The sequence below is a fragment of the Legionella sp. PC997 genome (assembly GCF_014109825.1).
Taxonomy (GTDB): Bacteria; Pseudomonadota; Gammaproteobacteria; order Legionellales; family Legionellaceae; genus Legionella.
In genome coordinates, this window is record NZ_CP059576.1 from 1,426,152 (window position 1) to 1,452,423 (window position 26,272).

Consider the following 26,272-nt stretch of genomic DNA (forward strand, 5'->3'; position numbering starts at 1 on the left):
TAGCCAATGGACTATAAATATCTATAGGGTTTCAATTTGTTGCGAAAGAGTTTTTTATGGATAATGAAAAATGTAATATCCTGTATGTTGATGACGAAGCGCATAATCTTACCGCATTTGTCGCGACATTTCGCCGTCATTTTAATGTGTATACTGCTACTTCAGGACGGGAAGGTATGGATATTATGCGTCATAATAATATTCAGATTGTTATTACGGACCAAAGAATGCCCGAAATGACCGGCGTTCAATTTTTAGAGTCCATTATTCCTGAGTATCCTCATACAATTCGCATGATTTTAACGGGTTTTACTGATGTTGAAGCAATTATTAAAGCCATCAATACGGGACGAGTTTTTCGTTATATAACTAAGCCATGGGATCCTGTTGATTTAAAGATCAATATCGATACAGGTTTAAAGATGTTAAATCTTGAAAAAGAGCGTTTGTCTTTGGTTGAAAAACTGAACCAAGAAGTATTATATCAAAAACGAATTATGGAGTTATTTCAAAAATACGTGCCTAAAAATATAGTCGATGAAATTTTAAATTCTCAGGGAGAAGAATCTCTGATCCGCGGTGAATATCGTATAGTTTCAGCCATGTTTGCAGACATACGCCAATTTACTTCTATATCAGATAAATTAGGGCCAGTTAAATCTGTGGAACTACTCAATGCTTTTTTTGAATTAATGACGCATAAAATTCGCGATCATCATGGCAGCGTAAATAAATTAATTGGTGACGGAATATTGGCTTTATTCGGTGCACCTGTTTCGCATATTGATAATCAATTAAATGCTGTACTTTCCGGGTTAGCAATGATTGACGCACTGGGTGAATTTAATGAAAAATACCGTGATGCAATTGGCCAAGAAATTGCTATAGGAATTGGCATTAATACAGGAGAGGTAATCGCAGGGAATGTAGGCACTAGTGAACATATGGAATATACAGTTATTGGCGACACGGTCAATACAGCATCGCGAATAGAAGAGCTTACCAAAAATAAACCTAATACTTTATTGATTAGTGAAAGTACCTATAGACCTATTGCTAATGAAATTTTGGTTGAAGAATTAGGGCCCCAAGTAATCCGAGGCAAACTAGAAAAAGTCAAACTTTACAGAGTACTTGGAAAGAAAAAATGAACTGGGACTCTCTAAAAACATGGCAATTCTGGTACCAAAACCTAATTATAGTTTTGCTTTATACCATAGGAGGGGTAATAAGTAATATTTGGATGGTCCCTAATACCTTAGTTACCCCTCTTTGGCTTCCATCAGGTGCCGCATTGGCTATGGTGCTGTGGTGCGGAAAGAATGTTTTCTTCGGAATCGTTATTTCTGAAATAATAGTCACTGGGACATTAGGTAATCTGATTTCTTGGCAAAATTGGATTGCATCCACCTTGATTGGAATTGGAGCGGGACTACAAGCAATTTGGGGGGCTCAATTTATTCAACACTATACTCGCACCAAAACACCATTCTATACAGTCAGAGATGTTTTAATTTTTACATTCGGAGGTGATTTTCTTATATCTCTTACGAGTTGCACTATAGGTATTACATCGCTCGTGTTATTTGATTTAATTAAACCTGATTTTATGATTAACAATTGGTTTATTTGGTGGATAGGGGATGTGGTAGGCATTATCGTTATAACCCCTCTTATTATGACTTGGTATCATAGTAAACCTACGTTCAATTTGAAGCAATTTCTTGAATATACTTGCTTAATCACCCTATTATGTGGCGCAATTAGCATGATCTATATGCTGCATTATCCTCTAGCTTATATTTTACTACCCTTTTGTGTATGGTCAGCCGTGCGTTTTAGTCTTCGATTGGCAGTCATTACTGCATTTTTAATCTCAATTTCGGTACTCTGGCTGGAGATCCACGGTTATCAAGAATTTAATTTCATGAACATTTCAACCAGTTTAATATTTTTACAGGCTTTTGTTGCAGTCATTTTTTTTACTACACTAATCTTGTCTGCAGTAATTAACGAACGAAAAAAAGCGCAAGAAGAATTACTGCAAGCAAATATCAAGCTCGAATCCCGGGTGGAACAACGTACACGGGATCTTAATAAAAAGAATATGCAACTCAATAAGACATTAGAAACGTTAAAACAGGCTGAGACTCAATTAATTCAAGCAGAAAAAATGTCTTCTTTAGGAGTATTAACCGCAGGAATCGCGCATGAAATTAACAATCCAGTTAATTTTATCTCTGCCAATATTGGCCCATTAAAAAATGATATTGACGATATTATGAAGCTGTTAAATAAGTACGAGGAAATTAACCCTGAAATACCAATAAAAGAAAAACTGCTCGAAATTACAAAATACAGCAAAGAAATAGACTTGGCTCTTACGCTCCAAGAAACGCATAATTTACTTGATGGTATTGAAGAGGGTGCAAGACGCACCGCGAGTATTGTAAAAGATTTACGTACTTTTTCGCGGCTTGATGAGGGGGATCTGAAAAAAACCAATATCCATGAGAATATCGATTCCACCTTAACTTTATTACACAATCAATTTCGTGATCGAATTATCATTAATAAAAACTATGGGGATATTCCTGAGATCGAATGTTTTCCGGGAAAAATCAATCAAGTATTTATGAATATTCTCACCAATGCAGCACATGCAATTCCTGAACAGGGAGAAATTACTATTACAACCTCTAAGAAAAAGAATCATATTTTAATTAGTATCCGTGATACAGGTGTAGGTATGACTAAAGAGACAATGGCTAAGATTTTTGAGCCCTTTTTTACCACCAAACCCGTTGGAAAAGGGACTGGTTTAGGTTTGTCTATTTCTTATAGTATTATTCACGAACATCACGGAACCATTTCAATAAAGAGTGTTTTAGGAAAAGGAAGTGAATTTAAAATCACTCTGCCTATTAAATACATCAAATAACTGATCACGTAGTAGAGGACCCAGAAAGCCCTTAAACTCACTTAACCTGGGTCCACTTCATTTTGCCTGCAAATTTTGCGCCTACTTCTATCATCTACATTTTAGCCATGGTTGAAACAAAATTCGGAATATTAGGTGAACCTATACCCACTGCATCATTCCAAAATTGATCTTCCGGTTCTAGGGTAAGTGAGGAATCCCATCCAAAAGTTTTGTTTTTAATAGTAAAAGCTGAAGCTGGAGGAGGGGTATCATGAATCGATGTAGATGGTGGTGGTGTGGCACCACTAATAATAAGAGCTGGAGGAATAATAAGATTGATTGCTCTATTGGCGAGTAAAACATGATTCATTTGATACAAATAAGGTGCTGCCTGACCTATTGGTGTTTTTTTATTGAGTAAACTACGAGCTTGATTTACTAAAATTAAAGTGGCGGAAAATAACGGACATGCCAAGCTGGTGCCTCCGTCCTGAATTTGTGCTCCATCGGCAATAATCAGTAGTCCGGTTTGTGGATCTCCAAGCATTGCAATATCAGGTAATGCGCGGCGATTTCCAAAGCTACTAATAACTCCATAACCACCTGCTGTGAAATTTCTAATGGAGTTCTGCCATTTAACTGGACCATAAAATTTGCTAATGCCTCCACCAGTTCCCCCATCATACACATAGCTCCCTTTGGATGCTTTCACTGAGCCCCATACGGTTTCAAATGCATAATTGTATTTTTTATCTACAAATAAGGCTGTCGCTCCAACTGCAGTGGCATAAGCAGAACTGGCGGGATAATTAACTTTCGGAGGAGAAGGCCAAGTTCCAGTACATTTTTTTTGGGTGCTGTAGGTAAAATCTCCACAATCTCCGGAAGAAAAATTCACACTGAGCCCTGCGGCAGCAGCTAATTTCAATGTTTGTTCGAGCGAAGTATCTAACGTTTCTTCAGCACCCCAACTATTAGAAATCACATACGCATTAGGAAAACCTGCAATGTTATTTTTATTCTTAATCAGATTGTGGATTACCTCGATTAGTAGGGTCTTTTGATCTTTACCTAATACCAAAACTGTATTATTCCCAGGTGCTATTGTATGGGATGATTCAATATCCAGGAAGATTTCATGGCTCGAAGAGGTTGCATTAGGGCAATGTGTAAAGGGGGTGCCATCAGGATTAATTATCGCAAAATTCTTTAATGACCCTGTAGTCACAAAAGGTTTTATTTTGTTTGCTTTAAAATATTGATTTGCATCTCTTAAAATCTGATCTGGCCTGTTCGTGCCGCAAGAATCAACAATGACCAGAGTCTGGCCTGTCCCATCGAGTTGTTTTCCATTAATACGAGGAATGTTCTTCAGGTTATAACTCTTTTGCAATTGTTCACCTGTAAAACCTTGTAATGAAATATCTGTGGGAATTGCAAATGGAGTAAAAGTATTCCAAATAAAATTTAAATCATGGACTTCATCCGTATTGTTCTTGATACTTTCTATATTCGAATGAAATTCAGGAATGGTACTAAGTCCCGTAATTTCGGCGATATATTGCGCAATCTCTGCATTTACTTTGGGCTTGTTTGCATTAGCATAAACGATTTTATTTTGATACTGATAAGAGTTCATTTGCACGTGAAGCGCTTGCGTAATTTGCGCTACTGAACCGGTGATATGAATACTATGATTAACAATGCTTGCTTGCATTCCTTGAGATGAAAAAAATTGTTGTATTACTTCTTCTGCTTCTTTATTTGGCGCAAATTCTTGTTCATAAAGAGTATAAGTTAAAAACTGATGGTATCGGGTACTATTGGGGTCATAAATATCTTGCACAAGCTTGTCTAATTCTGTTTCATTTCGTATTTTTAATCTCACTATAAATGAAATATGTATATTAGAATCCAGAGTGCGAATCAGAGTAGCCTGATTTAGTAAATTTAGTCCTGGGCTGGGTATGCTCGTTAAGCCAGTTGCTGGATTTGCATAGGGAGTGGTTGCCACAAAACCACATGACAATAAAAGAAATACTACTTTTTTAAGTTTCAACATGAATTATCTCCCTATGTTATCCGAAAAAAAATAGACTAGTAATCGGGCTATATGTGATAAATCCCAAATCATCGCCAGTGGTTAAAGAAAATACATGACCATTTTGAGTTCCTGCATGGATTACAGTTGCATCTGCATTCACGAACAGGGTGTATGTTATCTGGGATAAAAAAGTCCATATCGGATTTGAATTAGTTAAGCTATTAGTAAAATAGGCATATTCAAAATTGATAGTACCAGGGGGTAAGGTACTATTCGATGAGGTTTGACGGGTATTAACATAAAGTTGGCTCTTGGTAGCAAAAACATTTTGGATAGGAACAGGGATACTTGGTTGTGGACCGTTGATTTTATTCCAAGTAGTTCCATTATTTAGTGTATAATAAACATTTCCATCATCGCTTCCTGCATAAATAGTAGAGGGAGTTAAAAAGATACTATTGAGCGCTCCTGTACCTGGATTGGTTGGGGTAGATACCCAAGTAATTCCTTTGTCATTTGAGTAGTAAACTTTCCCCTCTTGTGTTCCAACATAAATGTTTGCTGTTTTTGTAACCGAAACACTATTTACAGCTGAAGTGCCAGGGGCGGTGGTAGCGCTCCAAAAAGTACCGTTGTTAGTCGAGTAGTACACTTTACCATCTCCACTTCCTACGTATAAGGTAGTGGGGGTTACGAATATCCCATTCACTGAATTATTCGAGGAGGGTATTTTGGGCGTAGGAGTCCAAGTCAAACCATTATTAATAGAAAAATAAACCGTACCGCTAGCAGTCCCTGCATAAACTATACCAGCTCTTGTGAATGTAACCTCCACTGTATGATTGCTATCAATATTAAATAGCGTGAATGTGGATCCACCTTTTTGCGCCGTACCTCCGTCCAGTAACCATTGATCAACTTGGTAACCTGCATTTGGCGTTGCCGTAAAAGTCAAATTACTACCCGCGATGATAGTTTGGGGCTTATTAGGTTTAATTGTTCCCTGTGCACCCGCTGTTGGCGTAATTACATATTTTGTTACAGGAATTTGCGTAATATTTAAAATGTTAGCTGAAGCAGGTCGATAACACTCCAGTCCATTTCCTTGTTCACAAACAATAGGACCACCCTTAATATTGCCTGATAGTTTACTTCCATTCACCAACAAATTAAGTGTACAGGATTGATGATAATTTAATTTAAATGGATTTGGGCAATTTCCCGTTGAAGTAACCTGGGTAATCCCCTCAATACGTTTCATAGATAAAGTGTGGGTTTTACGGGATTGATTGGTTATTGTATATTTAATTGTCGCGGATCCTATCGGGGTTATATAAATTTTGGGGGGATAATTGGGATCTGGTGTAAAAGTCCATACAGGTTTACTAGCATGGCTAAGTGTAAGGAATAGTATAGCAATCACACCGATACAAAGCTGAGGCAAAGTAGTTTTTAATATTTGCATCTTCAAATCCATTTTCGGATATTCATTTTAGTGTTTATCTTAAGTTGATTAATAATCCCAGATCAATAAAATTAGATATTTTTTCAAAGAGTTAAAAGATCATTCCACAAGACACGCTTATTCCACGTATATTTTGGTATTTAGAATAGAAATATCAGTCATCGAAAGAGAGATATAAGGCTAATCACCAAAGTACTTATTATAAATGGTTAAATAAGTGCCATCGGTTTCTATTTCTAATAAGGCTTTATTAATTTTATCAATTATAGGAGCATTTTTTCTCAATGCGATGATTCCATACCCGTTTCCTATCACAATGGGTTTTCCCACGAGTTGGAAACCTTGCAGGGTATTATTCAACAGATATTTAGCAACATTTTCATTGACTAATGCGGCATCAATTTCATGATTGTTGAGGGCTTCTATTAATGAGGTGATTTTAGAATATGCTTTAATATTTTGTTTCGAAGTATAATTAGGTAATACATTATATTGGATGAATGTTGCTTGCAGTGCGCCAATTTTTTTGTTCTTAATATCGTTGATTGAATTGATATTCGAATTTTTTAATGACATAAATTGTCCATTACTTGTTATATAAGGCAGACTGAAAACATAATTTGTTGGTTCAGTTGAAGGAAGAGGGCTGGGTAAAAAAGTTATGTCAATAAACCCTGTATTCAGATCTCTAAATTGGGAATCCAAATCTGTGGGTTTGTAGATACAGGTCGTAGCAATGCGTTTGCATATTTCATCCATAAGGTCGACGCTAAAACCAAAATAATGATTGTCAATGTCGGTCGATGAAAAAGGTGGTGCAAATTTCAAAACTCCAACAGTAAGCGGGCTACTATAAGCAAAGAAAGAACTTGCTAATAGGATTATATAAACAAGTTGCTTAATAAGCTTCATGTTGTATATCCGTATTTTATATAGTTAAACTCTAGGATGATAGAAAAGGGTTGTCAATGCAGTCACTGAATGCCAGCATTTTTTTGAAGGGTTAACATTGTTTTTGGGTCTTCATATAAGCGAAAAATTTAATTAAATCATTCAAGTCTTTATCGGATAGAGATTGTCTATCAGAACCAGTCATTCGGCCCTGTGGAAGAGAACGCACTGATTTGGGATCCCGAATAAATTTTTTCAATTGAGTCATGTTAGGATAATAATTCAAAGGATTTTTAGGACAATTCAAGTCCGGACCGATATCGCTTTTTCCGATATGATTTATGGTATGACACCCCTCACAATGACTAATAAAAATTTTGTACCCATTAGCAATCGATGTATTTTTTGTTTTGGGAGGGGAGAGCACATGGTGGTAATTAAGTTCTCGAGTAATTTTTATCGCAACAACACTCCATGCCCAAAATTCTGGAGATATATACGAACGCTCTGGATAAAGCCAAATTATCTCATAAGGTCCTGCTGTAAGCCCGGTGTGATTTTCAATTATTGACCAGTTTGATGAGGGTTCTATGGCCAACATTGCTATGGATGCATTTTTACTACAGTCCATAACTTTACCTGCAGGCACATAGACATGGAAATTATCTTTCGCTATGAATTCAATGATATCTTGTTTTTTTATGTGAAAGGGAGCAAGCAACTTGCATAAAGGGATGGCTTTATGGTGCATGACTTTATCAGGATAAGCGCGGTCATTATTAATTGTTACTTGGGTTAGATTTGGATGGGATAGCAATTCAGTTCGAGTCAGGGTAAGTGATTTATTCGGAGTAGTGATATGAAGCGTGCTGGATGATGAAGCGTTCGCGCTGGAAGCAGTTACATCTATAAGCCAGAGACCTATCAATAAAAAAAAATATTTCAATCCGTTCACTTTAACTCCTGGCATTTATCGATGTGTGATCTGAACAGCCAAATTATATTACATTGATGTGGGAATTTTTCCAGGGAAAAAATAAACCTACTTGTTTCTACGGATTTTTAACATGACAGCTGAAGGATAAATGGAGCTCGAAAATAAAATCTTGACTTTTTGCCTGCATACTCATCATAGTGCAGAGCTAAAACCGGTGATACGTAAAAAACCTCCATTTGACATAAATATATTCTTAACAAGGAGTATGAAATGGGCTACAAATTTTGTTTAAGCGTTGCCTTACTACTGAGTCTACCATCGTTATTATTTGCAGATGATACCCTAATTTTTGCAGTGGACATCATTCGGCATGGGGATAGGACTCCGATTGTCCCACTTTCAGTTGTAAATTATCAATGGCAAGAGGGTCCGGGGCAGCTTACAGCAGAAGGCATGCAACAAGAATATAAAATGGGTATCCAGTTCCGTAAAAAATATATTGAGCAAAACCATCTACTGCCTGAGTGCTACGAGCATGGAACAATGTATGTGCGCTCTACTGATTATGAACGAACATTGATGAGCGCACAGTCATTATTAATGGGATTGTACCCGCCAGGGACAGGACCAAATACAACGGAATCTTCTCTTCCAGCTTTGCCTTATGCATTTCAACCCATTCCTGTTTTTAGTGCTCCCTCTAAATATGATGAAGTGATCATCCAGCAAGTAAGTGCCGTGGAACGAGCAAAATTAATGGAACAATATGTGTACTCTACGAGAGAATGGCAACAAAAAAATAATGAGCTCAAAGATAAATATCCCCTTTGGAGTGCTCTGACAGGGGTTCAAATTAAAAATCTGGCTAATCTTGAATTATTAGGCGATGCTTTATACATTCATCAACTCCATAATGCACCGATGCCCGTTGGTTTGAGTAGTCAAGATATAGAAACAATCATTAATGCCAGTAACTGGGCTTTTATGGCACAAGAAAAACCTCAAGCAGTAGCAGCTGCTTACAGTTTAAAACTCATGACAAATATTGCCAATTTTCTTAATAGTGGTAGCCAGAAAAAATCCAAGCTTAAATACGTTTTGTTATCTGCACACGATACGACTATTGCAAGTGCATTAAGTTTTTTGGGATCTCCTTTGCAAACCGCACCGCCGTATGCTTCAAATCTTAATTTCTCACTTTATGAACATGATGCAAATTATTACCTTGTAAAAATCACTTATAACGGTAATCCAGTTGCAATTCCTGCTTGTGGTGGAACTACTTGTGCGTTGCAGCAATTTATAAAATTGGTGAATGACTCCAAGAATTATTCAATTTGAGATTCTTTTCTCCCACGCAAAGCGAAAACTTAGGTGGATAAGTGTCTTAACCAAACTATTTATTCCACAAAACTTAAAAGGGGAAGCTAGAAATAAAAAGTTTAATTAATTATTCTCTCAATTAAATAAACATTCTAATTTAAAAAATAATGTTAATTAGTGGTGATAAAATAGGTATCGGTTTAAGACCTCCACATTATACGCAAATCATCAGGAAAAAGCCTGAAATTGATTGGGTAGAAGTGCATACAGAACACTTTATGAGTGACGGAGGCCCATTATTAGATATTTTATTTTCAATAGGGGAGATCTATCCTATAAGTTTTCATGGGGTAGGCTTATCTTTAGGTTCTGCCTGGGGACTAAGCAAGAATCATTTAAAACGAATTAAAACATTGATTAAGCGTTTTGAGCCAGTTCTAGTTTCAGATCATTTATCTTGGAGTAATAACGGGCGAGCTTATCTTCCTGATTTATTACCTATTCCTTATACTGAAGAAAGTTTAGTAATGATTGCGAATCATATTGATGAAGCGCAAAACTATTTACAAAGAACCTTGCTTATTGAAAATCCAACTTCTTATTTGGAGTATCGAAGTTCAACTTATTCAGAGGCTGAATTTTTAGCGGAGTTAGTAAAACGCACTGGGGCTCAAATTTTATTGGATGTGAATAATATTTTTGTGTCGTGTGTTAATCATGATTGGGATCCATATCAATACATCCAATCTATTCCTTCGGGAAAAGTACAAGAAATTCATTTGGCTGGACATTCAGTTCAGGTGTTTGATGAAAAAAATAGTTTGCTTTTAGATACCCATGATCGACCTGTATGTGAGGAGGTGTGGGGATTATATCAATATGCTGTAAACCGCATGGGTCATGTCCCCACGTTGATTGAATGGGATGCGGATCTACCTGATTTGGAGGTTTTACTGAATGAAGCAAGAAAGTCAGTTAAATATAGCAACAATAAAGCAGATCCAGGAGGATTTTACCCAAGCAGTGTATTACCAAAATGATAATGAACTGATAGAACATATCTCCAAAAATCAATTAGATCCTGAGTTTAGACTCAGCATCTATCGAAACAATATTATGCTGAATTTATGTCGTGCGCTAGAAATTACCTATCCCTTTATTTGGAAGCTGATAGGAGAGGAGTGTGCCCATCAAATTGCCCGTATGTTTTGCCAAAAAGAAATGAATTTACCTGTAACAAATTGTCTTGATGATTGGGGGGCGAATTTTCCAGGATTTTTACAAGAAATTAATTCAATTCAACATCTTGTTTATTTGAAAGATATAGCAGAATTAGAATGGTTGATACATAAAAGTTACCGTGCCTTAGATTTTAAAAGCCTTAAACCCGGGAAATTACAAAAAAAGTTGGAAGGTTCAGGGGATTTACGTTTGGTTTTTAATCCTTCGGTGCATTTATTTTCATCACTGTATTCATTAAAAGAAATTATCGAGTTCATTGAGTGGCCAGATGGAAAAAAAATTGATCTACGTCACATTCCTTCTTATGCAGTGATTGCTCGTCAAAAAAGCCAAGTAATGACTCATTGGATTTCTAAAGATCTATTCGATTGGCTCGCATGCCTCAAAAATCGTACACCTTTGATGCATGCTTATGACCATATAACCACATTCAATCCTGATTTTGATTTGGTTGCAGGCTTAGAATTTATATTAAAAAATCGTTTATTGTGGAAATGCTTGAGTTGAAGTATCCAATTTGTTTGGTTACTCAGCTAAAACCACCAAATCCATAGGATCGTCAACTCCTGCAACACTCCGGGATTTTCGTTCTATTTTTGGAGCTTCACTTTCATAGTTTTGTTTTAGCGCTTCTGTTAGTGTAGATGCAGTAGTTAATGCTTTTGAATGTTCCACTTTATTGTGCTTCTCTAATTTTGCGGCTAAATTCGCAGTTTCTCCGATCACTGTATATTCAAGTCGGTCTGCATTACCAATAACTCCAAAAACGATTTCCCCCACTGCCAGTCCCATACCCACATCAAGCACAAAATCTCCATTTTTCTTACGTACTTCATTCCATACTAACAGCTTTGCAAGAATCTCATCTACCGCTCTTAAGGCATCTGCTGCATAAGTATTTGAAGGGGTGACCGCACCAAAACTCGCCATGATGCCATCTCCCATAAACTTATCAATCGTGCCATTATGTTTTTGAATGATTGGCACGAGCAAACGTTGATACTCTCCTAGTAATTGGATCAAGTCACTTGGTGACAGAGTTTTAGATGCTTTGGTAAAGCCGCGCATGTCGGTAAATAAAATTGCTGCATGACGTGTTTCTCCATAACCTGCTTGCAAGATCGAATCAGAGTGGATGATTTTTTCGGCAACGCTTAAGTCAAAAAAACGGGCGAGATCTTTTGCGGCACTGGTTTGCGCTACTGCTTGGAACAGTGTCTTTTGGGCGCGTTGGAGTACTAATGCCAAGATCACTGTAACTAAGAAAATAGATAAAAGTATATCGAATACTGCGCCTAAATAAACACTCTGGGTGGAAGCATAAGTTATATAGTCCCAGGTAATAACACTCATTCCGGTGCTGGATAAGGTTTGCCAAACAATAACAGTCCACCCTATAACTGCGGTAAATCCTGAAAGTAATACCCATTCTGGTTCAAAACGCAACGCGCGAAGAGCTATCAGGATATAAACATAATTGATGTGGGTATTTTTTAAATTAATGGTTGCTGAGGTTTCATATTGTAGGTAATAAGTCCAGATAATAAACAGCAATAAGAACATTTCGGTGATGACGAATAATCCAAGTACTTTAGGGGTTAACTGATTTGTATAAGCAAACCATAACCGCGTTAATATTAGAATAGTAAATAATGATAAGCCCAAAGAGGTAGAATGCACTGGAGCATGAGGGGTATAACCTATAGGAGTTAAATAGTCTATGATCATCAACAAAAATATAACCCCTAATTGCACCCCGCCAACCAGTAATTCGCTTCGGTACTGTTGGGCCTTCATATCATCTCTAATGCGCTGCGGTAATTGATTATAACTAAGCACTCTTTTCTCCTACGATGCGCTCACATAATCCTTTAGGTAACATGATGTATTCCTCTGGATCTCCATCCTTCGTTGCTTGCGCGGCACAGGAGTGTTTCGATGTCGCACAATCATTTTTACTCGCACGTACTACGCCATAACATCGCTCAAGCTCCTCTGTCTGGGTTTTTTCAGACAACCAATCAGTATTGGTATATAAAGCCACGAGCGAAGCACTTAAAGCTGCAGCAATAACGGCACTATTTTGAATCTTGCGTTTATTCATGATTTTAATCCCATTTAGGATTTATAAATATCGTTCTTTAATATGTGCAAAATAATAATCAGGATTTAATGTTTCACCTGTTGCTTGACGCAATAGTTCTGGAAAGGTTAATAACCTTCCTTTCTGATGTATATGTTCCCTCAGCCAAGCTAACAATGATTTGAAATTACCTTGCTGTAATTGATCTTTCAGATCCGGAATGGATTTCTTTACGGCTGAAAACAATTGAGCAGCAATTAATGCTCCAAATGTATAAGCAGGAAAGTATCCAAAAATTCCGGATGGCCAATGAACATCCTGCATCACGCCATTTTTATCATCGCCTTTGGTGGATAAGCCTAAATACCTTTGCATAGAGGTATCCCATACTTCCGGCAAATCAGCAACAGTAATCTCGGAAGAAAATAATAGTTGTTCTATTTCATAACGTAGTATTACATGTAAAGGATACGTTACTTCATCCGCATCAACCCGGATTGGGCTCGGTTGTACTTTCGTGTATTGAAAAAAAAGGTTTTCTGCAGTGATATGCTCTACATCTTTGAAATATTTTTGTGCTATGGGTTCAAGAAAACGGAGGTATTCCAGGCTTCTGCAAATTTGCATTTCAATAAACAAGGATTGACTTTCGTGCATAGCCATTCCTAAAGAATGACCCACAGGTTGTGTACTCCATTCTTTTGATAATCCTTGTTCATAAAGAGCATGACCCGTCTCATGGGTAATTGCCATTAAGGACGATAAAAACTCGTGATCGTTATAACGTGTTGTGATACGAACATCACTAGATATTCCTCCACAGAATGGATGATGGCTTACATCCAGTCGCCCATGATTAAAATCAAATCCTAGACGAGCCATTATTTCCATTCCCAGTTGCTTTTGTTTTTCTACCGAAAAAGTTCCTGTAAGTGTTTTAATTTGCCTATTCTTTTGATTTTCAATAATACTGGGAATAAGTTGAGCCAGTTCTTGTTTTAATGAATTAAAAATCGGAGTAATTGTATTACAATCCAAATCTGGAGAATATTCATCAATTAATACATCCAACACTGGCTTATTAAATGTTTGGGATTTAATTTCAGCAATTGTTTTTACTTTTTGAAATAATTTTTCCAGGTAGGGTTTAAACGATTTCCAATCATTTTTTGCGCGTAATTCTCGCCATGCTTGACCACAAATTAAAGATTCATTAGTAAATTCTTCGACTAGATGCACGGGAATACAGGTCGCCTGTAGGTATTCTTTCTCCATCCAATAAAGATTCTTTTGTTGCCATAATGATAAACTCTCAATCTCTTTTGCGTGTTTTATCAAGTCACCAACTTTTTTATCAGTTAACCAATCATGCTGTACAGCACTTAATGTAGCTAAAGCCTCTGCTCGGGCTTTTCCCCCACCAGGTGGCATCATGGATGCTTCATCCCAGGAGACAATTGCGGCTAGATTTTCAAAATCATAATACTTTTTAAAATGATGTTCTAACTGTTGGTATGCATTCATGTAAGGTTCTCATTAGTCTGTTTGGATTTAGGCATGCTTAAAAATATATTCATATTGAGATGATGCAATAAATTTATGGGTAGGGTCAAACTAAAGCCCTAGAGCATCGTTATGTATTTAGCTTAGAGTTATTCTAACAATGTAAGCCCAAATTGATCGTGGAGTCAAAATTAACTGCACGAATTCACATAAATTTATTTTAAATCATTGGGTTATGTACGGTTTTTAAGAATTTTTCTAGAGAATGAATATCTGATGATAATTAAATTTGTACATTTGCTCTACCAAAATTTGTAAATTAACTGTAAACTTTTTCCTGAAAAGACATGACCGTTATAATGCGTGGTCTTTTCAGAGGTATTTTTAATCGGATATAATTATTAATTCTAAAGGAGCCATGACATGCCTCATACACCACCTGCCTCACCTAATGCTGAAAGAAAAACTGAAGAAGCAAAAAATTTATACAGTTCCCAGGATAGTAGCTTTGATGAAAGCAGTTTTGAGGAAAGTAGTTTTGAGGAAAGTAGTTTTGAAGAAAGCGATGAAGAGAACTCCGAACTAAGCGAAGATGAAGGTAATGAACAAACTTCTGAAGAGAGTTCGCAACCTACCACCGAGCCGACTGAAGAATCACCAGCCCCACAAAATCATGCAGAAAGAAGAAATGCCAATACGCTCTTTGGTTTTGCTCCACGAGCCCCTCAAGTCTTTGTCTGTCAACATGGGCATTTACACCTTATAGATGCCATTGATGAAAACACTCTAATTTTCATGACCTTAAATGGCTCTCCTGAATTAATGCGTATGATAGCTCTCGCTACATTATTGACGGCTCTAGATTTAGATGAAGAAAAGAACTTGGAAGAACAAGTTGGTTCACAAACTGAGCAAAAGCCGGAAGAAGGACCAATAAAAGCAAGCGAAGAACAAAGTCAAAAAGAAGAAGAAAGTAGCGAGGAAGAAAATAACGAAAGTTGGGGTTATAACTACTTTTCAATGTAGCACTCGGACTCCGCAGCCAAAGTTGCGGAGTCCCTTATCTAAATAGGTGTTTTTTAACCCCCCTCTAGAATGTCCAGCATTGATAATCCACACCAACATCTTATATCATCGCACCTAAAATGCGCTTCTGAAATTTAAAAAGGAACTAAATAATAATGCGTATGCAATGGATGTTAATAGCACTCTTTACTTCAATGGCTCACGCCAACTTACCTTATTTTCCTTTAGACTTTCCTCGAGACGAGGCAGCACACCATCAAAAAATACCCTACTCATTTACACACATGATTGAATGGTGGTACTTCAATGGCAAGTTGGTTACTGATGAGGGAAGGCATTTAAGTTTTGATGTTGCTTTATTTAATGCCGCTATAAATGTAAAAGGACGTGTCTATACACAACCCATGCTCCACATGCAACTTGCTGATTTGGACAATAAAATAGCCTATGGAGTAGGTAAAGATTATTTTGTTAATGAAGGTAAATTTGATACTGAAAAATTAAATATTATTGTAAAAAATGACTACAGTTTACAAAAAAAGGGTGAAAAAGAGAAAGAAGTTTATTTGTTGAACGCAGAAGCTCATCAAAATAACACTGCCTTAAAATTCAATTTAATTATGGAGCCAAAAGGATCTTTTTTCTTGATCAATGAAAATGGACTGATGCCAATGGCTGATAATACCAATTCATATTATTATTCCATACCTCATTTCAAAACAACGGGGACGGTTAAACTCAATGATAAGACGTATCAAATCAATCTAAATCCAGGTGATGCCTGGATGGACCATCAATGGGGCGACTTTAACCTTGACTCAAATGGGTGGGAGTGGTTTGGAGTGCGCCTGAATAATGGTATTGACGCCAATATCTTCCTTATCTTCAATTTTAATGATAACAAGGTAATTGGCGGGCTAGCAAACGTAATTTTGCCTTCTGGCGAAAAGCGATTTATTTCTTACCAAGATATGGAAGTGTTTCGCGAAGATTATTGGTTTGACCCCTTATTATCAATTCTTTATCCCACTACATACAGAATTAATATACCCAGCATTGGACTATCCTTTACGAATGTTGCCGCTTTTCCCGAGCAGGAAAAACATGGTTACTGGGAAGGATATTGCGACGTATCAGGAAGCTATAATCAGCAAGAGGTTACTGGTTTTTCTTATACAGAAATTGTTTACAGCACTCCAAGCCTATCTGTTTTCTCCAATCTTGAGGGTAGTTCAGTGGTAGATGAAATTAGACCTGGTGTAGTGTCTAAGGAAGAACTAACAAAGACTGAGTACAAATGAGATTTTTAATAAAGGCTATAATGAAATTTTTCCTGTTCTTTCCTTTCCTAGGAATGCTTCTTTTTGTTAAAGCCCTTGCGGTCAATGGAACTCCTGAATCGAAAGAGATTCAACTGCAGATAAATCAACTTTCAGAAATCAATAAAATAGGGACAAAAGTTGCAGCTTCTCAATTGCCAAGTCCCTATAATGAATTATTGACTCAGCCCCTAATGACTAAAAGCATAGAAAAATATTATGCACGTAGTGCCATTATAAAAACAATTTTTGCAGCCCAGAGGCCAGAAAAAAATACTTTTCAACGTACTATAGTTATGTTTATTGATAGCAAGAAAGAGAGAAATCAACCTGAGTTAGCCCAAACAAAAAAAGAAGTGATTGTAGTTGAGTTAGCATTTATTACGATGAACTTTAATGAGCTGCCCAAAAATATGATAGAAGAAATACTCCATACGAATACTCCTTTTGGTAAATTGCTCCTCAAGTATCATCTGGAAATAGTCACACAAGATCGAACGTATTATAAGGTTAGATGTGACCGTGCATTAGCCTCACTAATTAATTGCAAATTTAATGATTTCATCTATGGACGCACCAACAGTATTCTTAGGGCTGATAATAAAAAATGGCTTGCGCATGTTGTAGAGATTTTACCTAACCCTGCTGAGATAGGTGAAGGAGGATAGCTACCCTCAGCTCCAGATTAATGCATATTAAATATTTCTTATGATATTATAAAGCTCAATTTTCATGATGCCCTAATAGGGCTCCAATTATTTAAAGTAAAGGAACGTGGTGATTTATGTGGAATGAAAAAGTAACAAAGCCTTTTCTGATTATTTATATTGGTCTGTTGTTCCTTGCAACCTTTTTCATCATTCCAACCATAACCAGTTTTTATTACTACGCTTGGGGTAAACAATTAGCTTGGTCTTATTTTGACGGACCACCCATGATCGCCTATTTTTTCCATATTTCTCGAGCAATTTTTGGGGATACTTTTTTTTCCATTAATATTATCGGTTTTTTATGCTTGATTGTAGGTGCTTATTATATATACAAAACCGGTACACTCTTGCACAACCAACAAACAGGATTAATTAGTGCGCTGATATGGGTTGTTTTGCCTACTACCACCGAAAGTGTTTTTGTTCGTGTTTTATATGATGCACCATTGAATTTATTTACGATTCTGTCGTTTTATTCTTTTGCGCGTTACATTTTATACAAACGCATTCTTGATGTGTATCTTTGTGCTTTGTTTATTGGAGCAATGATCTTATCTAAATATACTGCTGTTGTAAGTGTGATGGGGCTTTTGGTCTATGTTATTTTTTCCAAACAGCGGCAACTTTTTAAAAATGGACATTTTTACTTAGCCTGTCTAATCATTATTTTAATGATTTCTCCTGTAATCTATTGGAATATCCAGCATGATTGGATCTCAATTACTTATTTATTAAATTTCCACAGTCAAACTCAAAATCATACTACCATATCCCATAGTCTCTTAAGGCTTTTAAGTACATTAGTAGTTAATTTTTCAGTTTTCCTCTTGTTGACTGCATTTGGATGGTATAAGTATCGAAAAAACCAACCTACATCCGATAACCAAGTTTTGGAACTCACTTATGCAGTATTATTTGTGGGCTTATTATTTTGGTTCATATCAACCCTTCTGGGTGGAAGTGCCCGTGCTATTTACCTAACACCTCTAGGCATGAATATTGCCTTAGCAACAGGATATTTCATTACAAAATATAATTACCACCGTTTTTTTAAGTGCTGTTATCCCGTTTTTTTAATCTTTAGTCTCATGGTGATTGTTGTTAATTCATGGCCAATCGCAACATATATGAAAAAAGGTAAGTTTTACACGGTATTACAAAAAGCGATTAAAGAGCCAGAAATCATAAAAAAAGGACTGCCTATAGCTGCTGGATATTATACTAATGCTTCAGCGTTGAATTTTTTTATGCCCAATGAGTCAGTTCATGCAATTCCTTGCAACGATATCAATCAATATCAATACTGGGATAAAGCCTTTTTAGAAGCATTATCCAAAGGGGAAATTGCTAAAATCTACTATTTTGATTTTAAAGATACGAAACAATGTCCTGAACAATTTTTTAATCAATGCCGATCAGTCGCAACAATTTCTCACAATAAGATCATCCCAGTAATTCACAAATTAACTAAGCCAAGATATTTGTTTGTGTACGAATGTTCATCGCCACGTACCCAAATTTCAAATGCAAAGACCTAATATAACCAGGGAAACAGGAGCATAAATACTTGAGTTGGATGCCCTCGAGCTGCTCCTGAACTTATTTCTTGGTTCAGATTTTTCCGATTGCACTCCTAATCTTATAAAGTAATAATACATTCTGAATTCCACTCGTCGCAAACATGTTGTGTTTGTATGGCTTATTTTATAAGGATGATAAATGAAACAAAAACTGCTCATTGGATTTACAGCTGTCGCTCTGACTTTTGCAAGCATATCTTATGCTGATTTTACCTTTTACTCGGGTTCAAATAATTGTGAAGATATTCCTGGAAATTGGGCTGGATCAGGTAAGGCTTCTAATTGGTTGATAGGGGAGTGTCATTACAATGGAGCAGGAATAGTTGGAGCTGTAGATACTACAGGCCATTTTGCGATTGAAGTCAATGCAGACAAACGTTCAGGAAGTCTTATATGTCCAGAACATCATTCAACGAAACTGCGTGGAATTTGTGTGAATGGAACGGTAACCATTAAGACAGAATACGGTAACTTGAACGGTATTTTTTCACAAAATTCAGGAAGCGCAAAAGGCAAGCTTACGGTTTCACCTGGCATGGACGTCGATGTTGCTATTCAATTTAAACGAGTTAGTTAGATAACTGGGAAGCGGGGAGGTGAAATTTAGAAAGTTTCGAGTCTAAATTTCACTTTGAGCGTCTAGACTTAATTTGAAGAAATAAGCCCTTTAGTTTAATGATTCTTTTAAAGTCACAATGTGCTGATAGGCTTCATTTATCCGTTCTTGGCTGATTTCTCCAGAGTGAACTTTGGCTTCAATAATATTAATGACTTGAATTGGGTCTTGTGATGGAACCGATAAATTATTACCAAATATCAGCATATCTGCACCTGCATTGATCGCCAATACTAAAGCTTGCTCAAGCCCATAATTATCGCTAATCGCCTTCATTTGCATATCGTCCGTGATGATAACCCCGCGGAAATGGAGTTGATTCCGTAGAAGCTCGGTTAAGATTTTATGAGATAGAGTGGCTGGCAATCCTGAGGGATCTAACTGACGATTCACGATATGTGCGGTCATAACCACTCCACATGCTTCAGGTGAATTCAGTGCGCGTTCAAAGGGTTCTAATTCGTAAGTTCGCCAAGTATCTGTAACATCGACAAAACCCTGATGTGAATCCTGGGTTGAGCTGCCATGCCCTGGAAAGTGTTTGTAAGCACATTGAATTTTCTGATTTAAGAAATGATGGCTATAAATATTTGCATAGCGTGTCACTTGTTTTGGATCACTAGAAAAACTTCGATTTTTTTTTCCAATGATTGGATTATCAGGGTTAACATTTACATCCAATTCTGGAGCAAAGTCTAAGTTAAATTCCGCCATTTTTAGAGTATGAGCCATAGGTGCAGCAGCAGTTTCTGCTTCTTTAACACTTCTATTACCCACTTCGGCTGCAGATAAAGTTGGAGGAAACCCGTATTGTTCTCCTAAACGATTGACTTGGCCCCCTTCATAATCTACCGAAATTAATAGAGGTAATTGCACTCGATGATGTTTTAAATTACCTTGTTCTGCAAAATATTGGAGCTCATGATTCAGCTTTTTTACTTGTTCTGGATTTTCAATATTCTTGTCAAATGTTTTTGTCCGAAAATTGTAGTCAAATAAGATAACACCACCGATATTATGATCTTCAATTGTTTTTACTATTGGGGATCGATTATTTATTTGTTTCCCATCAAAACCAATAAGCAGCATTTGACCAATTTTATCTCGTAAACTTACTTCGGTGGTAATACCAGCGAAACAACTTACAGAGAAAAATAAAGTGAGAAAAAGCGAAAAAAAATAATTCATATGTGGTCCATATACTTACCAAATAGGTCAAAGTGTACCATTTAGTTCCAAATTGTTCAATCTGTATCTTATTTCACCTATAGTAGTCCAGTATACCTTAGTGTTGAGAGTTGCTATTATTCCCTTATTCATTATCAAATATTGTAGGAAATAGGGCTATGACTACCGTCAGTGAATACTTTAATGAGAATTGGCAACGCTATCAAAGCACTATTAAAAATAATACCTTATATCATCGTGAAATGGTGCAGGCATTACAAAGATTTCTCTCGACTCATATAGGAAATCGTTCTTTTTCTTTTGTGGATGTTGGATGTGGTGACAGTAGTACGGTTGCTTCTGTACTTTCAGCTACCTCAATAGAAAGATATATAGGTATTGACGCAGCGCCAGACGTTTTAAAAATGGCTGAAAATACCTTGGCCTTACTTCCGTGTAAAAAAGAGTTCATTGCGGATAATATGACGGTGGCTCTTCCTCGTTTATCGGTTCCCGTGGATGTAATCTTTACCAGTTATGCTGTTCATCATTTATCGCTACAGGATAAAATCAACTTTATTGCTACTTGCAAACAAAAACTAAATCCCAATGGTTATTTGTTAATGATTGATGGTGTTCTTCAACTGGATCAGACACGGGAGGAATGGTTGAATGCTTTGAAATCACGTATTGTTGAAAGTAACCCTGATATTACTAATGACGAAATCATAGCACGGATGGAACATCCGCGTGCGGATGATTACCCCGAATCCATTGACACCTTTGCTCAAATTGCCCAGCAGCAATCCTGGAGTAATTTTCAAGTTCTTGTAGATAAAGGAATATTTGCTTTTATGGCCTTTTCTAAATAATATTTTGAGTTCCTTAGAACTTAGCGATTCTGAGGAATTATCCATAACCCGGTTCGACATTAAGTATACAATTGCGCTTTTATTGCATTCATATAGATTTTATCAATTATTCCAATAATTAATGAAGCAGGGCCTGAAGCACTACTGGAAGTAGTCCCAACACATTCAGCATAAAAATGCACAGCATTCTTAGCTGCTAAAAATGGATCAGGAATTACAGAATTAAAAACACTGATAATTGCTGAAAGTAAATTGCTTATCCCCGCCACTTTTTGAACCAACTCAGAATCAAAATTAAATTGATCGATTTGATTCTCCTTAACAACGAGATGTCTTTTTCCACTGACTACAACAGATAATTTATATTTTTTTGATAATGATTTCGCATTATCTAATATCATTTTCTCTTCGAGTAGATGATTGTTACCTTGAATTATAAGTTCATCAGTCACTAAACTTGCAATTTCATTAGGATAGCCACGGATAATTGAAATTTGATGCATCTTTATCATTTTGGATACAACATCCGTTCGGTATCGACTTGCACCTGCTCCGACTGGATCTAAAATGATGGGGATATTCTTCTGGTTTGCTAGGGTACAGATGTAATTACTTAATTTAACAAATGGGTTATCTAATTTGCCTATATTGATTACCACGGCTTTGGAAATTCCCAATAGTTCTTCAACTTCTTCTTCCGCACTACACATTAATGGGAAACCACCAATACTACGTATTCCACTTGCTACATATTCCATTGGAAAATAATTGGTAATGTTTAAAATAAAAGGTTTTTGGTGTCTGATATTCCTCAAAGCTTCATTTACTTCGGGTGTCATGAAACAAATCCATTTTTCAACAAGTTCAATTAAAATTACTTTAGCGCACTTTTTTAATTAAGTGAATTCATAACGAGTATAAAGAATGATGCGATTTAAAAGGATGATTTGCTTTTTCAAGCATGTCGAACTAAGTTTAAATTTGAAGGAATTTTAATCTCAAGGAGAGTATAAATGTCAAAACATGATAAATTTAAAAAAGAATCACAAGATGCACGTCGCCATGATCAACAGCACTCTACTCATCCTGATAAGATGAAACCTACTCACGAAAAAACTAAATTAGAGACCCATCCTAATAAGAAGAAGTAGAATAAAGTAAAGAAAATTTGTTACAAGCCTTACCTTCTAAGGTAAGGCTTTGTTTGACGGTATTAATAACAGCGTAATTGTCCCCAAACATTTCTCCAGCAGCCTGGATGGTATGGAGCGGGCCTTGCATTGGGTCCTGGGCTGTTGTATACGCACATGCCATATATATTCCTATGAAATCCATGTCCGCAACCTTGAGCTGCGCTGGCAATAGACGTATAACCTAGGGCGAAGAATAATGAACCGACTATAATTGCTGTACGTACTATTTTTGAAAGATAGAAACTTGTATTCATTACATCCTCCTTGGGTTTATCTTTTTTTTCACTCAGCTTAAGTATAGAGTTTATTTTTTAATTTGCATAAATTTTAAGCAAATATCTTTGATTGTTTCTATATGATTGTAAATCGCTAAAAATATCTTTTTTAAACATACTTTTGAAGTGAGTTTAAATCCAAAGATATGCTTAAAAATTGCTTACCACGACTCATCCCACAAACTTAATTGTTTGTAGGTTGAATCTTCTTTTTTGCAAAATTTGCTGATTTCTAAATCTGGAGAGGGTTCGATATTTAAGTGGAATTTTTTACAAGCAAGGTGGAATCGAGTTTTTAATAGATTGGCATATTCCCCCTCTCCCCGCATTCGAATTCCAAATCGGGAATCGTATTCTTTTCCACCGCGCATTTGACGAATTAGGCTCATTACATGCTCGGCTCTTTCTGGGAAGTGTTTGGTAAGCCATTCTTTAAATAATTCTTTTACTTCGTAAGGTAGTCTAATTAACACATAACTGGCATGTTTGGCCCCACTCTCTGCTGCAGCCTTCATGATTTTTTCCAATTCCATGTCATTGATCATCGGAATGATAGGGGCAATCATAACACGCGATGGTATTCCATGGTCAGTTAAGTGTTTAATTATTCTGATTCGTCCTGCCGGTGCAGTAGTTCTTGGCTCCATAATTCTTTTCAAATCTTTTGATAGAGAGGTGATACTTACTGCAACTCGAACTAGATTTTGTGCAGCCATGGAGGACAGGATATCCAAATCACGTTCTATGAGCGCATTTTTTGTAATGATAATCACAGGATGACGATGAACAGCTAATACGTTTAAAAGACTACGCGTAATAGCAAGCTTTGCTTCTGCAGGTTGATAAGGATCTGTATTTGCACCTAAGACAATGGGTTTGCAATGATAACTTGCTTTATTAATTTCTGTTTCCAAAAGTTTTGCAGCGTCCACTTTATAAAAGATTTTGGTTTCAAAATCGATTCCAGGAGATAAATTAACATATGAATGACTGGGTCTGGCATAACAATAAATACATCCATGTTCACACCCTCGATAGGGGTTAATTGACTGCTCAAAACCAATATCAGGAGAGTCATTATGACTAATGACTGATTTGGCGCGTTCGGGTAATAAAAAAGTTTCTAAAGGAGGAAGGATCTCTTCTTCTATATCCCAGCCATCAGCGAAATGTTCACGGGTTTGCGGTTCAAATCGACCGTCTGGATTGCTTAGAGCACCTCGATTTTTAAGAGTCTGATTAGGTTTCATAACAGCAGAGACTAAAATAAATGCTGTTTATTGTACCATTAATGCCCAAAGAAACAGAGGAAAAACTGGAAGATGTCTTATTGATTAGGCCGATTTATTACGGAGGCGGTCATTCTTGATATGCATGTTAGTTTTCCTTCTTCATTAAAAATTTTCACGTCCCAAACTTGAGTAGAACGTCCCAGGTGAAAAGGGGAGGTAATTGCTGTGACTATTCCTTCTTTAACCGAACGAATATGATTGGCATTAATTTCCAAACCGACACAAAAAAATTGATTCACATCAATAACTGCATTTGCTGCAGTACTGGCAACTGTTTCGGATAACGCGACATTAGCCCCTCCATGAAGAATACCTATAGGTTGTCTGGTGCGAGCATTTACTGGCATCGTTGCTTTTAAGAAATCATCACCGATTTCAATAAATTCAATGCCAAGAAATTCAGACATGGTATTTTTTCCGAACCGATTGAGAGCATCTAGAGTAATTTCTTTAAACCATATAGCCATTGATATCTCCTTTAAGGACGCTCAAACTTGTAAAATGTAAAAAGACACTAAAATAAGATAAACTTTATTTCTCCAAAAACCAATAAGAAATTTTTATGACAAATCAAGCATGCATGAGATGTTATATCTCGGGAAAAGTCCAAGGAGTATGGTATCGCGCTTCAGCACAGAGAGAAGCGATTAAGTTAGATATCACAGGATGGGCGCGAAATTTGGACGATGGGCGCGTAGAGGTATTTGCTTGCGGGACAACTGACAAGTTAAAATTATTTTATGCATGGTTAAAAAAAGGTCCCCAACTTGCTTTTGTAGAGGAATGTACTTACGAAGAAGTCAATTGGCAAGAGCATCAAGGATTTGATACTTTTTAATGAAACATAGGTATACCTGGGAGGCAGAGCGGTGCTTTTCCTATTACTTAGAGTATACCTTAATAAAATACTCTATGGATTCAATTAATCGTGAGACTTGATCGGGTACAAATATTTCAAGTTGTGCAAAAACATGGATCATCCCCTTAAATTCCTCTAATTCAACGGTAACTCCTAGGTTTTTTATTTTTTTTGCAAAATCAATTGCTTCATCAAATAGTGGATCATATTCAGCAGCCGCAATATAGCAAGGCGGTAATAATTCCAAATGTTTAAAATACATCGGTGATGCTTGAATTCGATCTCCACCATTTTTGAAATAATTGTCAAAATACCATTTAATTTTGTCGCGTGTAAGTAAATATCCTTCTCCATTTCGTTGATACGATTGATAGTTCATGGAAAAATCTACAGACGGATAAATCAATACTAATCCTTTAATCGCTTGATCCCCTAGCTCTTTCATTTGATGACAGACAGAGAGTGCTAAATTCCCACCAGCACTGTCACCTGCTACAAAAACATGGTGGGTATCCACTTGAAACTCTTTGAGTAATGCAACTCTTTGCTCAAAAACAGCAATACAATCCATCAGTCCCGCTGGATAAGGAAATTCCGGAGCTAATCGATATCCCACAGAAAGGACTACAACTTGACAGGTAACCGCAATTCGTCGACAAAGTGCATCATGGGTATCTAGACTTCCTGATAAATGTCCACCACCATGGAAATAAATAATTAAGGATAATTTTTTTTGGGGGGCGGGATGATAAATTCGTGTGGGTATCTCAAGATCAGCAACCCGTAATACAGGATTGCTCACTAGAGGTACGTATACTTTGGGTAGAGCAAAAGCCTCAGCTGTTTTTTCAGCAAGGTCACGTACTTCCTCCGGAATAAGGACAGCTTGCTTTGTATTGGTCAAATCCAAGAAGTTTTGTAATGATTGTGGTATATGACCCTGTCCCATTGC

At 36.7% G+C, this 26,272-nt stretch carries 26 protein-coding genes; 13 read left to right on the forward strand and 13 right to left on the reverse strand.

Translation table 11 applies throughout. The features are described 5' to 3' along the window. The first annotated feature begins 56 nt into the window (after positions 1-56). Both HBNCFIEN_RS06055 and HBNCFIEN_RS06060 read left to right on the forward strand, forming a co-directional pair. Positions 57-1,151, forward strand: coding sequence for an adenylate/guanylate cyclase domain-containing protein (locus HBNCFIEN_RS06055; protein WP_182393166.1), 1,095 nt, complete (start codon positions 57-59; stop codon positions 1,149-1,151). Then, positions 1,148-2,941 (forward strand): MASE1 domain-containing protein, encoded by a 1,794-nt coding sequence (locus HBNCFIEN_RS06060; RefSeq protein WP_182393167.1) that lies wholly within the window; start codon positions 1,148-1,150, stop codon positions 2,939-2,941. The genes HBNCFIEN_RS06055 and HBNCFIEN_RS06060 overlap by 4 nt, the downstream gene beginning before the upstream one ends. 94 nt (positions 2,942-3,035) lie before the next feature. Here HBNCFIEN_RS06060 and HBNCFIEN_RS06065 read toward each other — a convergent pair whose 3' ends face one another. From HBNCFIEN_RS06065 to HBNCFIEN_RS06080, 4 genes are all read right to left on the reverse strand, one after another. Then, the gene (locus HBNCFIEN_RS06065) at positions 3,036-4,985 is read right to left on the reverse strand and encodes a protease pro-enzyme activation domain-containing protein (RefSeq protein WP_182393168.1); all 1,950 of its coding nucleotides are present in this window, start codon (positions 4,983-4,985) and stop codon (positions 3,036-3,038) included. Positions 4,986-5,001: 16 nt separating this feature from the next. Continuing rightward, a complete protein-coding gene (locus HBNCFIEN_RS06070) occupies positions 5,002-6,432 on the reverse strand; it encodes a hypothetical protein (RefSeq protein WP_182393169.1) in 1,431 nt (476 codons plus the stop codon). 180 nt (positions 6,433-6,612) lie between these two features. After that, complete coding sequence (locus HBNCFIEN_RS06075) at positions 6,613-7,344, reverse strand: transporter substrate-binding domain-containing protein (RefSeq protein ID WP_182393170.1); 732 nt, start codon at positions 7,342-7,344, stop codon at positions 6,613-6,615. Between the two features lie 91 nt (positions 7,345-7,435). Further along, on the reverse strand, positions 7,436-8,278 hold the full coding sequence (locus tag HBNCFIEN_RS06080) for a cytochrome c family protein (protein ID WP_255464374.1): 843 nt from the start codon (positions 8,276-8,278) through the stop codon (positions 7,436-7,438). A gap of 252 nt (positions 8,279-8,530) precedes the next feature. Between HBNCFIEN_RS06080 and HBNCFIEN_RS06085 the strand changes: the two genes are divergently transcribed. The 3 genes from HBNCFIEN_RS06085 to HBNCFIEN_RS06095 all read left to right on the forward strand — a co-directional run bounded on the left by HBNCFIEN_RS06085 (position 8,531) and on the right by HBNCFIEN_RS06095 (position 11,332). Then, complete coding sequence (locus tag HBNCFIEN_RS06085; protein ID WP_182393172.1) at positions 8,531-9,601, forward strand: histidine phosphatase family protein; 1,071 nt, start codon at positions 8,531-8,533, stop codon at positions 9,599-9,601. 149 nt (positions 9,602-9,750) lie between these two features. Then, positions 9,751-10,623 (forward strand): DUF692 domain-containing protein, encoded by an 873-nt coding sequence (locus HBNCFIEN_RS06090; protein WP_182393173.1) that lies wholly within the window; start codon positions 9,751-9,753, stop codon positions 10,621-10,623. Further along, complete coding sequence (locus tag HBNCFIEN_RS06095; protein WP_182393174.1) at positions 10,541-11,332, forward strand: DNA-binding domain-containing protein; 792 nt, start codon at positions 10,541-10,543, stop codon at positions 11,330-11,332. Before HBNCFIEN_RS06090 ends, HBNCFIEN_RS06095 begins: the two co-directional genes overlap by 83 nt. A gap of 18 nt (positions 11,333-11,350) precedes the next feature. Here HBNCFIEN_RS06095 and HBNCFIEN_RS06100 read toward each other — a convergent pair whose 3' ends face one another. Genes HBNCFIEN_RS06100 through HBNCFIEN_RS06110 form a run of 3 tightly spaced genes read right to left on the reverse strand, consistent with a single transcriptional unit; the run spans position 11,351 to position 14,432 of the window. Beyond that, positions 11,351-12,664, reverse strand: a complete 1,314-nt coding sequence (locus tag HBNCFIEN_RS06100) for an adenylate/guanylate cyclase domain-containing protein (protein ID WP_182393175.1) — start codon at positions 12,662-12,664, stop codon at positions 11,351-11,353. Continuing rightward, the gene (locus HBNCFIEN_RS06105) at positions 12,657-12,929 is read right to left on the reverse strand and encodes a DUF2282 domain-containing protein (RefSeq protein WP_182393176.1); all 273 of its coding nucleotides are present in this window, start codon (positions 12,927-12,929) and stop codon (positions 12,657-12,659) included. Before HBNCFIEN_RS06105 ends, HBNCFIEN_RS06100 begins: the two co-directional genes overlap by 8 nt. Positions 12,930-12,950: 21 nt before the next feature. Beyond that, positions 12,951-14,432, reverse strand: coding sequence for a carboxypeptidase M32 (locus tag HBNCFIEN_RS06110; RefSeq protein ID WP_182393177.1), 1,482 nt, complete (start codon positions 14,430-14,432; stop codon positions 12,951-12,953). Between the two features lie 402 nt (positions 14,433-14,834). Here HBNCFIEN_RS06110 and HBNCFIEN_RS06115 point away from each other — a divergent pair, with 402 nt between their 5' ends. From HBNCFIEN_RS06115 to HBNCFIEN_RS06135, 5 genes are all read left to right on the forward strand, one after another. Further along, on the forward strand, positions 14,835-15,437 hold the full coding sequence (locus tag HBNCFIEN_RS06115) for a hypothetical protein (protein WP_182393178.1): 603 nt from the start codon (positions 14,835-14,837) through the stop codon (positions 15,435-15,437). Positions 15,438-15,592: 155 nt separating this feature from the next. Beyond that, positions 15,593-16,738 (forward strand): lipocalin-like domain-containing protein, encoded by a 1,146-nt coding sequence (locus HBNCFIEN_RS06120; RefSeq protein ID WP_255464375.1) that lies wholly within the window; start codon positions 15,593-15,595, stop codon positions 16,736-16,738. After that, positions 16,735-17,424: a hypothetical protein gene (locus HBNCFIEN_RS06125; protein WP_182393179.1), complete on the forward strand. Its 690-nt coding sequence runs from the start codon at positions 16,735-16,737 to the stop codon at positions 17,422-17,424. Before HBNCFIEN_RS06120 ends, HBNCFIEN_RS06125 begins: the two co-directional genes overlap by 4 nt. Positions 17,425-17,540: 116 nt before the next feature. Continuing rightward, positions 17,541-19,004, forward strand: a complete 1,464-nt coding sequence (locus tag HBNCFIEN_RS06130) for a glycosyltransferase family 39 protein (protein WP_182393180.1) — start codon at positions 17,541-17,543, stop codon at positions 19,002-19,004. A gap of 181 nt (positions 19,005-19,185) precedes the next feature. Beyond that, on the forward strand, positions 19,186-19,623 hold the full coding sequence (locus tag HBNCFIEN_RS06135) for a hypothetical protein (protein ID WP_182393181.1): 438 nt from the start codon (positions 19,186-19,188) through the stop codon (positions 19,621-19,623). A 90-nt stretch (positions 19,624-19,713) separates the two neighbouring features. Here the strand turns inward: HBNCFIEN_RS06135 and HBNCFIEN_RS06140 are convergent, their stop codons facing one another. Beyond that, positions 19,714-20,850 carry a glycoside hydrolase family 3 protein gene (locus HBNCFIEN_RS06140; protein WP_182393182.1) on the reverse strand — a complete coding sequence of 379 codons (1,137 nt, stop codon included), beginning with the start codon at positions 20,848-20,850 and terminating at the stop codon, positions 19,714-19,716. Between the two features lie 158 nt (positions 20,851-21,008). Here HBNCFIEN_RS06140 and HBNCFIEN_RS06145 point away from each other — a divergent pair, with 158 nt between their 5' ends. After that, a complete protein-coding gene (locus tag HBNCFIEN_RS06145) occupies positions 21,009-21,701 on the forward strand; it encodes a class I SAM-dependent methyltransferase (RefSeq protein WP_182393183.1) in 693 nt (230 codons plus the stop codon). A gap of 59 nt (positions 21,702-21,760) precedes the next feature. Here HBNCFIEN_RS06145 and HBNCFIEN_RS06150 read toward each other — a convergent pair whose 3' ends face one another. Further along, a complete protein-coding gene (locus HBNCFIEN_RS06150; RefSeq protein WP_182393184.1) occupies positions 21,761-22,540 on the reverse strand; it encodes a hydroxyethylthiazole kinase in 780 nt (259 codons plus the stop codon). Between the two features lie 174 nt (positions 22,541-22,714). On the opposite strand from HBNCFIEN_RS06150, the gene HBNCFIEN_RS06155 reads away from it, so the two are divergent. Then, positions 22,715-22,852 carry a hypothetical protein gene (locus HBNCFIEN_RS06155; RefSeq protein WP_182393185.1) on the forward strand — a complete coding sequence of 46 codons (138 nt, stop codon included), beginning with the start codon at positions 22,715-22,717 and terminating at the stop codon, positions 22,850-22,852. A gap of 62 nt (positions 22,853-22,914) precedes the next feature. Here the strand turns inward: HBNCFIEN_RS06155 and HBNCFIEN_RS06160 are convergent, their stop codons facing one another. The 3 genes from HBNCFIEN_RS06160 to HBNCFIEN_RS06170 all read right to left on the reverse strand — a co-directional run bounded on the left by HBNCFIEN_RS06160 (position 22,915) and on the right by HBNCFIEN_RS06170 (position 24,928). After that, entirely contained in the window at positions 22,915-23,148 is a 234-nt protein-coding gene (locus tag HBNCFIEN_RS06160) for a GCG_CRPN prefix-to-repeats domain-containing protein (RefSeq protein ID WP_182393186.1), read from the reverse strand. 182 nt (positions 23,149-23,330) lie between these two features. After that, the gene (locus tag HBNCFIEN_RS06165; RefSeq protein WP_182393187.1) at positions 23,331-24,419 is read right to left on the reverse strand and encodes a PA0069 family radical SAM protein; all 1,089 of its coding nucleotides are present in this window, start codon (positions 24,417-24,419) and stop codon (positions 23,331-23,333) included. Between the two features lie 77 nt (positions 24,420-24,496). After that, the gene (locus HBNCFIEN_RS06170; RefSeq protein WP_182393188.1) at positions 24,497-24,928 is read right to left on the reverse strand and encodes a hotdog fold thioesterase; all 432 of its coding nucleotides are present in this window, start codon (positions 24,926-24,928) and stop codon (positions 24,497-24,499) included. Between the two features lie 95 nt (positions 24,929-25,023). Between HBNCFIEN_RS06170 and HBNCFIEN_RS06175 the strand changes: the two genes are divergently transcribed. Beyond that, the gene (locus tag HBNCFIEN_RS06175) at positions 25,024-25,299 is read left to right on the forward strand and encodes an acylphosphatase (RefSeq protein ID WP_182393189.1); all 276 of its coding nucleotides are present in this window, start codon (positions 25,024-25,026) and stop codon (positions 25,297-25,299) included. Between the two features lie 43 nt (positions 25,300-25,342). On the opposite strand, the gene HBNCFIEN_RS06180 is transcribed toward HBNCFIEN_RS06175, so the two are convergent. Beyond that, positions 25,343-26,269, reverse strand: coding sequence for an alpha/beta hydrolase (locus tag HBNCFIEN_RS06180; RefSeq protein ID WP_182393190.1), 927 nt, complete (start codon positions 26,267-26,269; stop codon positions 25,343-25,345). Positions 26,270-26,272: the final 3 nt, after the last annotated feature.

Excerpts from the sequence above, each read along its gene's own strand:
- HBNCFIEN_RS06140 (WP_182393182.1), bottom strand. The coding sequence starts at position 20,850 with ATGAATTATTTTTTTTCGCTTTTTCTCACTTTATTTTTCTCTGTAAGT.
- HBNCFIEN_RS06180 (WP_182393190.1), bottom strand. The coding sequence starts at position 26,269 with ATGGGACAGGGTCATATACCACAATCATTACAAAACTTCTTGGATTTG.
- HBNCFIEN_RS06060 (WP_182393167.1), top strand. The coding sequence starts at position 1,148 with ATGAACTGGGACTCTCTAAAAACATGGCAATTCTGGTACCAAAACCTA.
- HBNCFIEN_RS06070 (WP_182393169.1), bottom strand. The coding sequence starts at position 6,432 with ATGCAAATATTAAAAACTACTTTGCCTCAGCTTTGTATCGGTGTGATT.
- HBNCFIEN_RS06125 (WP_182393179.1), top strand. The coding sequence starts at position 16,735 with ATGAGATTTTTAATAAAGGCTATAATGAAATTTTTCCTGTTCTTTCCT.
- HBNCFIEN_RS06130 (WP_182393180.1), top strand. The coding sequence starts at position 17,541 with ATGTGGAATGAAAAAGTAACAAAGCCTTTTCTGATTATTTATATTGGT.
- HBNCFIEN_RS06175 (WP_182393189.1), top strand. The coding sequence starts at position 25,024 with ATGACAAATCAAGCATGCATGAGATGTTATATCTCGGGAAAAGTCCAA.
- HBNCFIEN_RS06150 (WP_182393184.1), bottom strand. The coding sequence starts at position 22,540 with ATGACACCCGAAGTAAATGAAGCTTTGAGGAATATCAGACACCAAAAA.
- HBNCFIEN_RS06075 (WP_182393170.1), bottom strand. The coding sequence starts at position 7,344 with ATGAAGCTTATTAAGCAACTTGTTTATATAATCCTATTAGCAAGTTCT.
- HBNCFIEN_RS06105 (WP_182393176.1), bottom strand. The coding sequence starts at position 12,929 with ATGAATAAACGCAAGATTCAAAATAGTGCCGTTATTGCTGCAGCTTTA.
- HBNCFIEN_RS06085 (WP_182393172.1), top strand. The coding sequence starts at position 8,531 with ATGGGCTACAAATTTTGTTTAAGCGTTGCCTTACTACTGAGTCTACCA.
- HBNCFIEN_RS06135 (WP_182393181.1), top strand. The coding sequence starts at position 19,186 with ATGAAACAAAAACTGCTCATTGGATTTACAGCTGTCGCTCTGACTTTT.
- HBNCFIEN_RS06155 (WP_182393185.1), top strand. The coding sequence starts at position 22,715 with ATGTCAAAACATGATAAATTTAAAAAAGAATCACAAGATGCACGTCGC.
- HBNCFIEN_RS06115 (WP_182393178.1), top strand. The coding sequence starts at position 14,835 with ATGCCTCATACACCACCTGCCTCACCTAATGCTGAAAGAAAAACTGAA.
- HBNCFIEN_RS06170 (WP_182393188.1), bottom strand. The coding sequence starts at position 24,928 with ATGGCTATATGGTTTAAAGAAATTACTCTAGATGCTCTCAATCGGTTC.
- HBNCFIEN_RS06120 (WP_255464375.1), top strand. The coding sequence starts at position 15,593 with ATGCGTATGCAATGGATGTTAATAGCACTCTTTACTTCAATGGCTCAC.
- HBNCFIEN_RS06090 (WP_182393173.1), top strand. The coding sequence starts at position 9,751 with ATGTTAATTAGTGGTGATAAAATAGGTATCGGTTTAAGACCTCCACAT.
- HBNCFIEN_RS06160 (WP_182393186.1), bottom strand. The coding sequence starts at position 23,148 with ATGAATACAAGTTTCTATCTTTCAAAAATAGTACGTACAGCAATTATA.
- HBNCFIEN_RS06095 (WP_182393174.1), top strand. The coding sequence starts at position 10,541 with ATGAAGCAAGAAAGTCAGTTAAATATAGCAACAATAAAGCAGATCCAG.
- HBNCFIEN_RS06145 (WP_182393183.1), top strand. The coding sequence starts at position 21,009 with ATGACTACCGTCAGTGAATACTTTAATGAGAATTGGCAACGCTATCAA.
- HBNCFIEN_RS06165 (WP_182393187.1), bottom strand. The coding sequence starts at position 24,419 with ATGAAACCTAATCAGACTCTTAAAAATCGAGGTGCTCTAAGCAATCCA.
- HBNCFIEN_RS06110 (WP_182393177.1), bottom strand. The coding sequence starts at position 14,432 with ATGAATGCATACCAACAGTTAGAACATCATTTTAAAAAGTATTATGAT.
- HBNCFIEN_RS06065 (WP_182393168.1), bottom strand. The coding sequence starts at position 4,985 with ATGTTGAAACTTAAAAAAGTAGTATTTCTTTTATTGTCATGTGGTTTT.
- HBNCFIEN_RS06055 (WP_182393166.1), top strand. The coding sequence starts at position 57 with ATGGATAATGAAAAATGTAATATCCTGTATGTTGATGACGAAGCGCAT.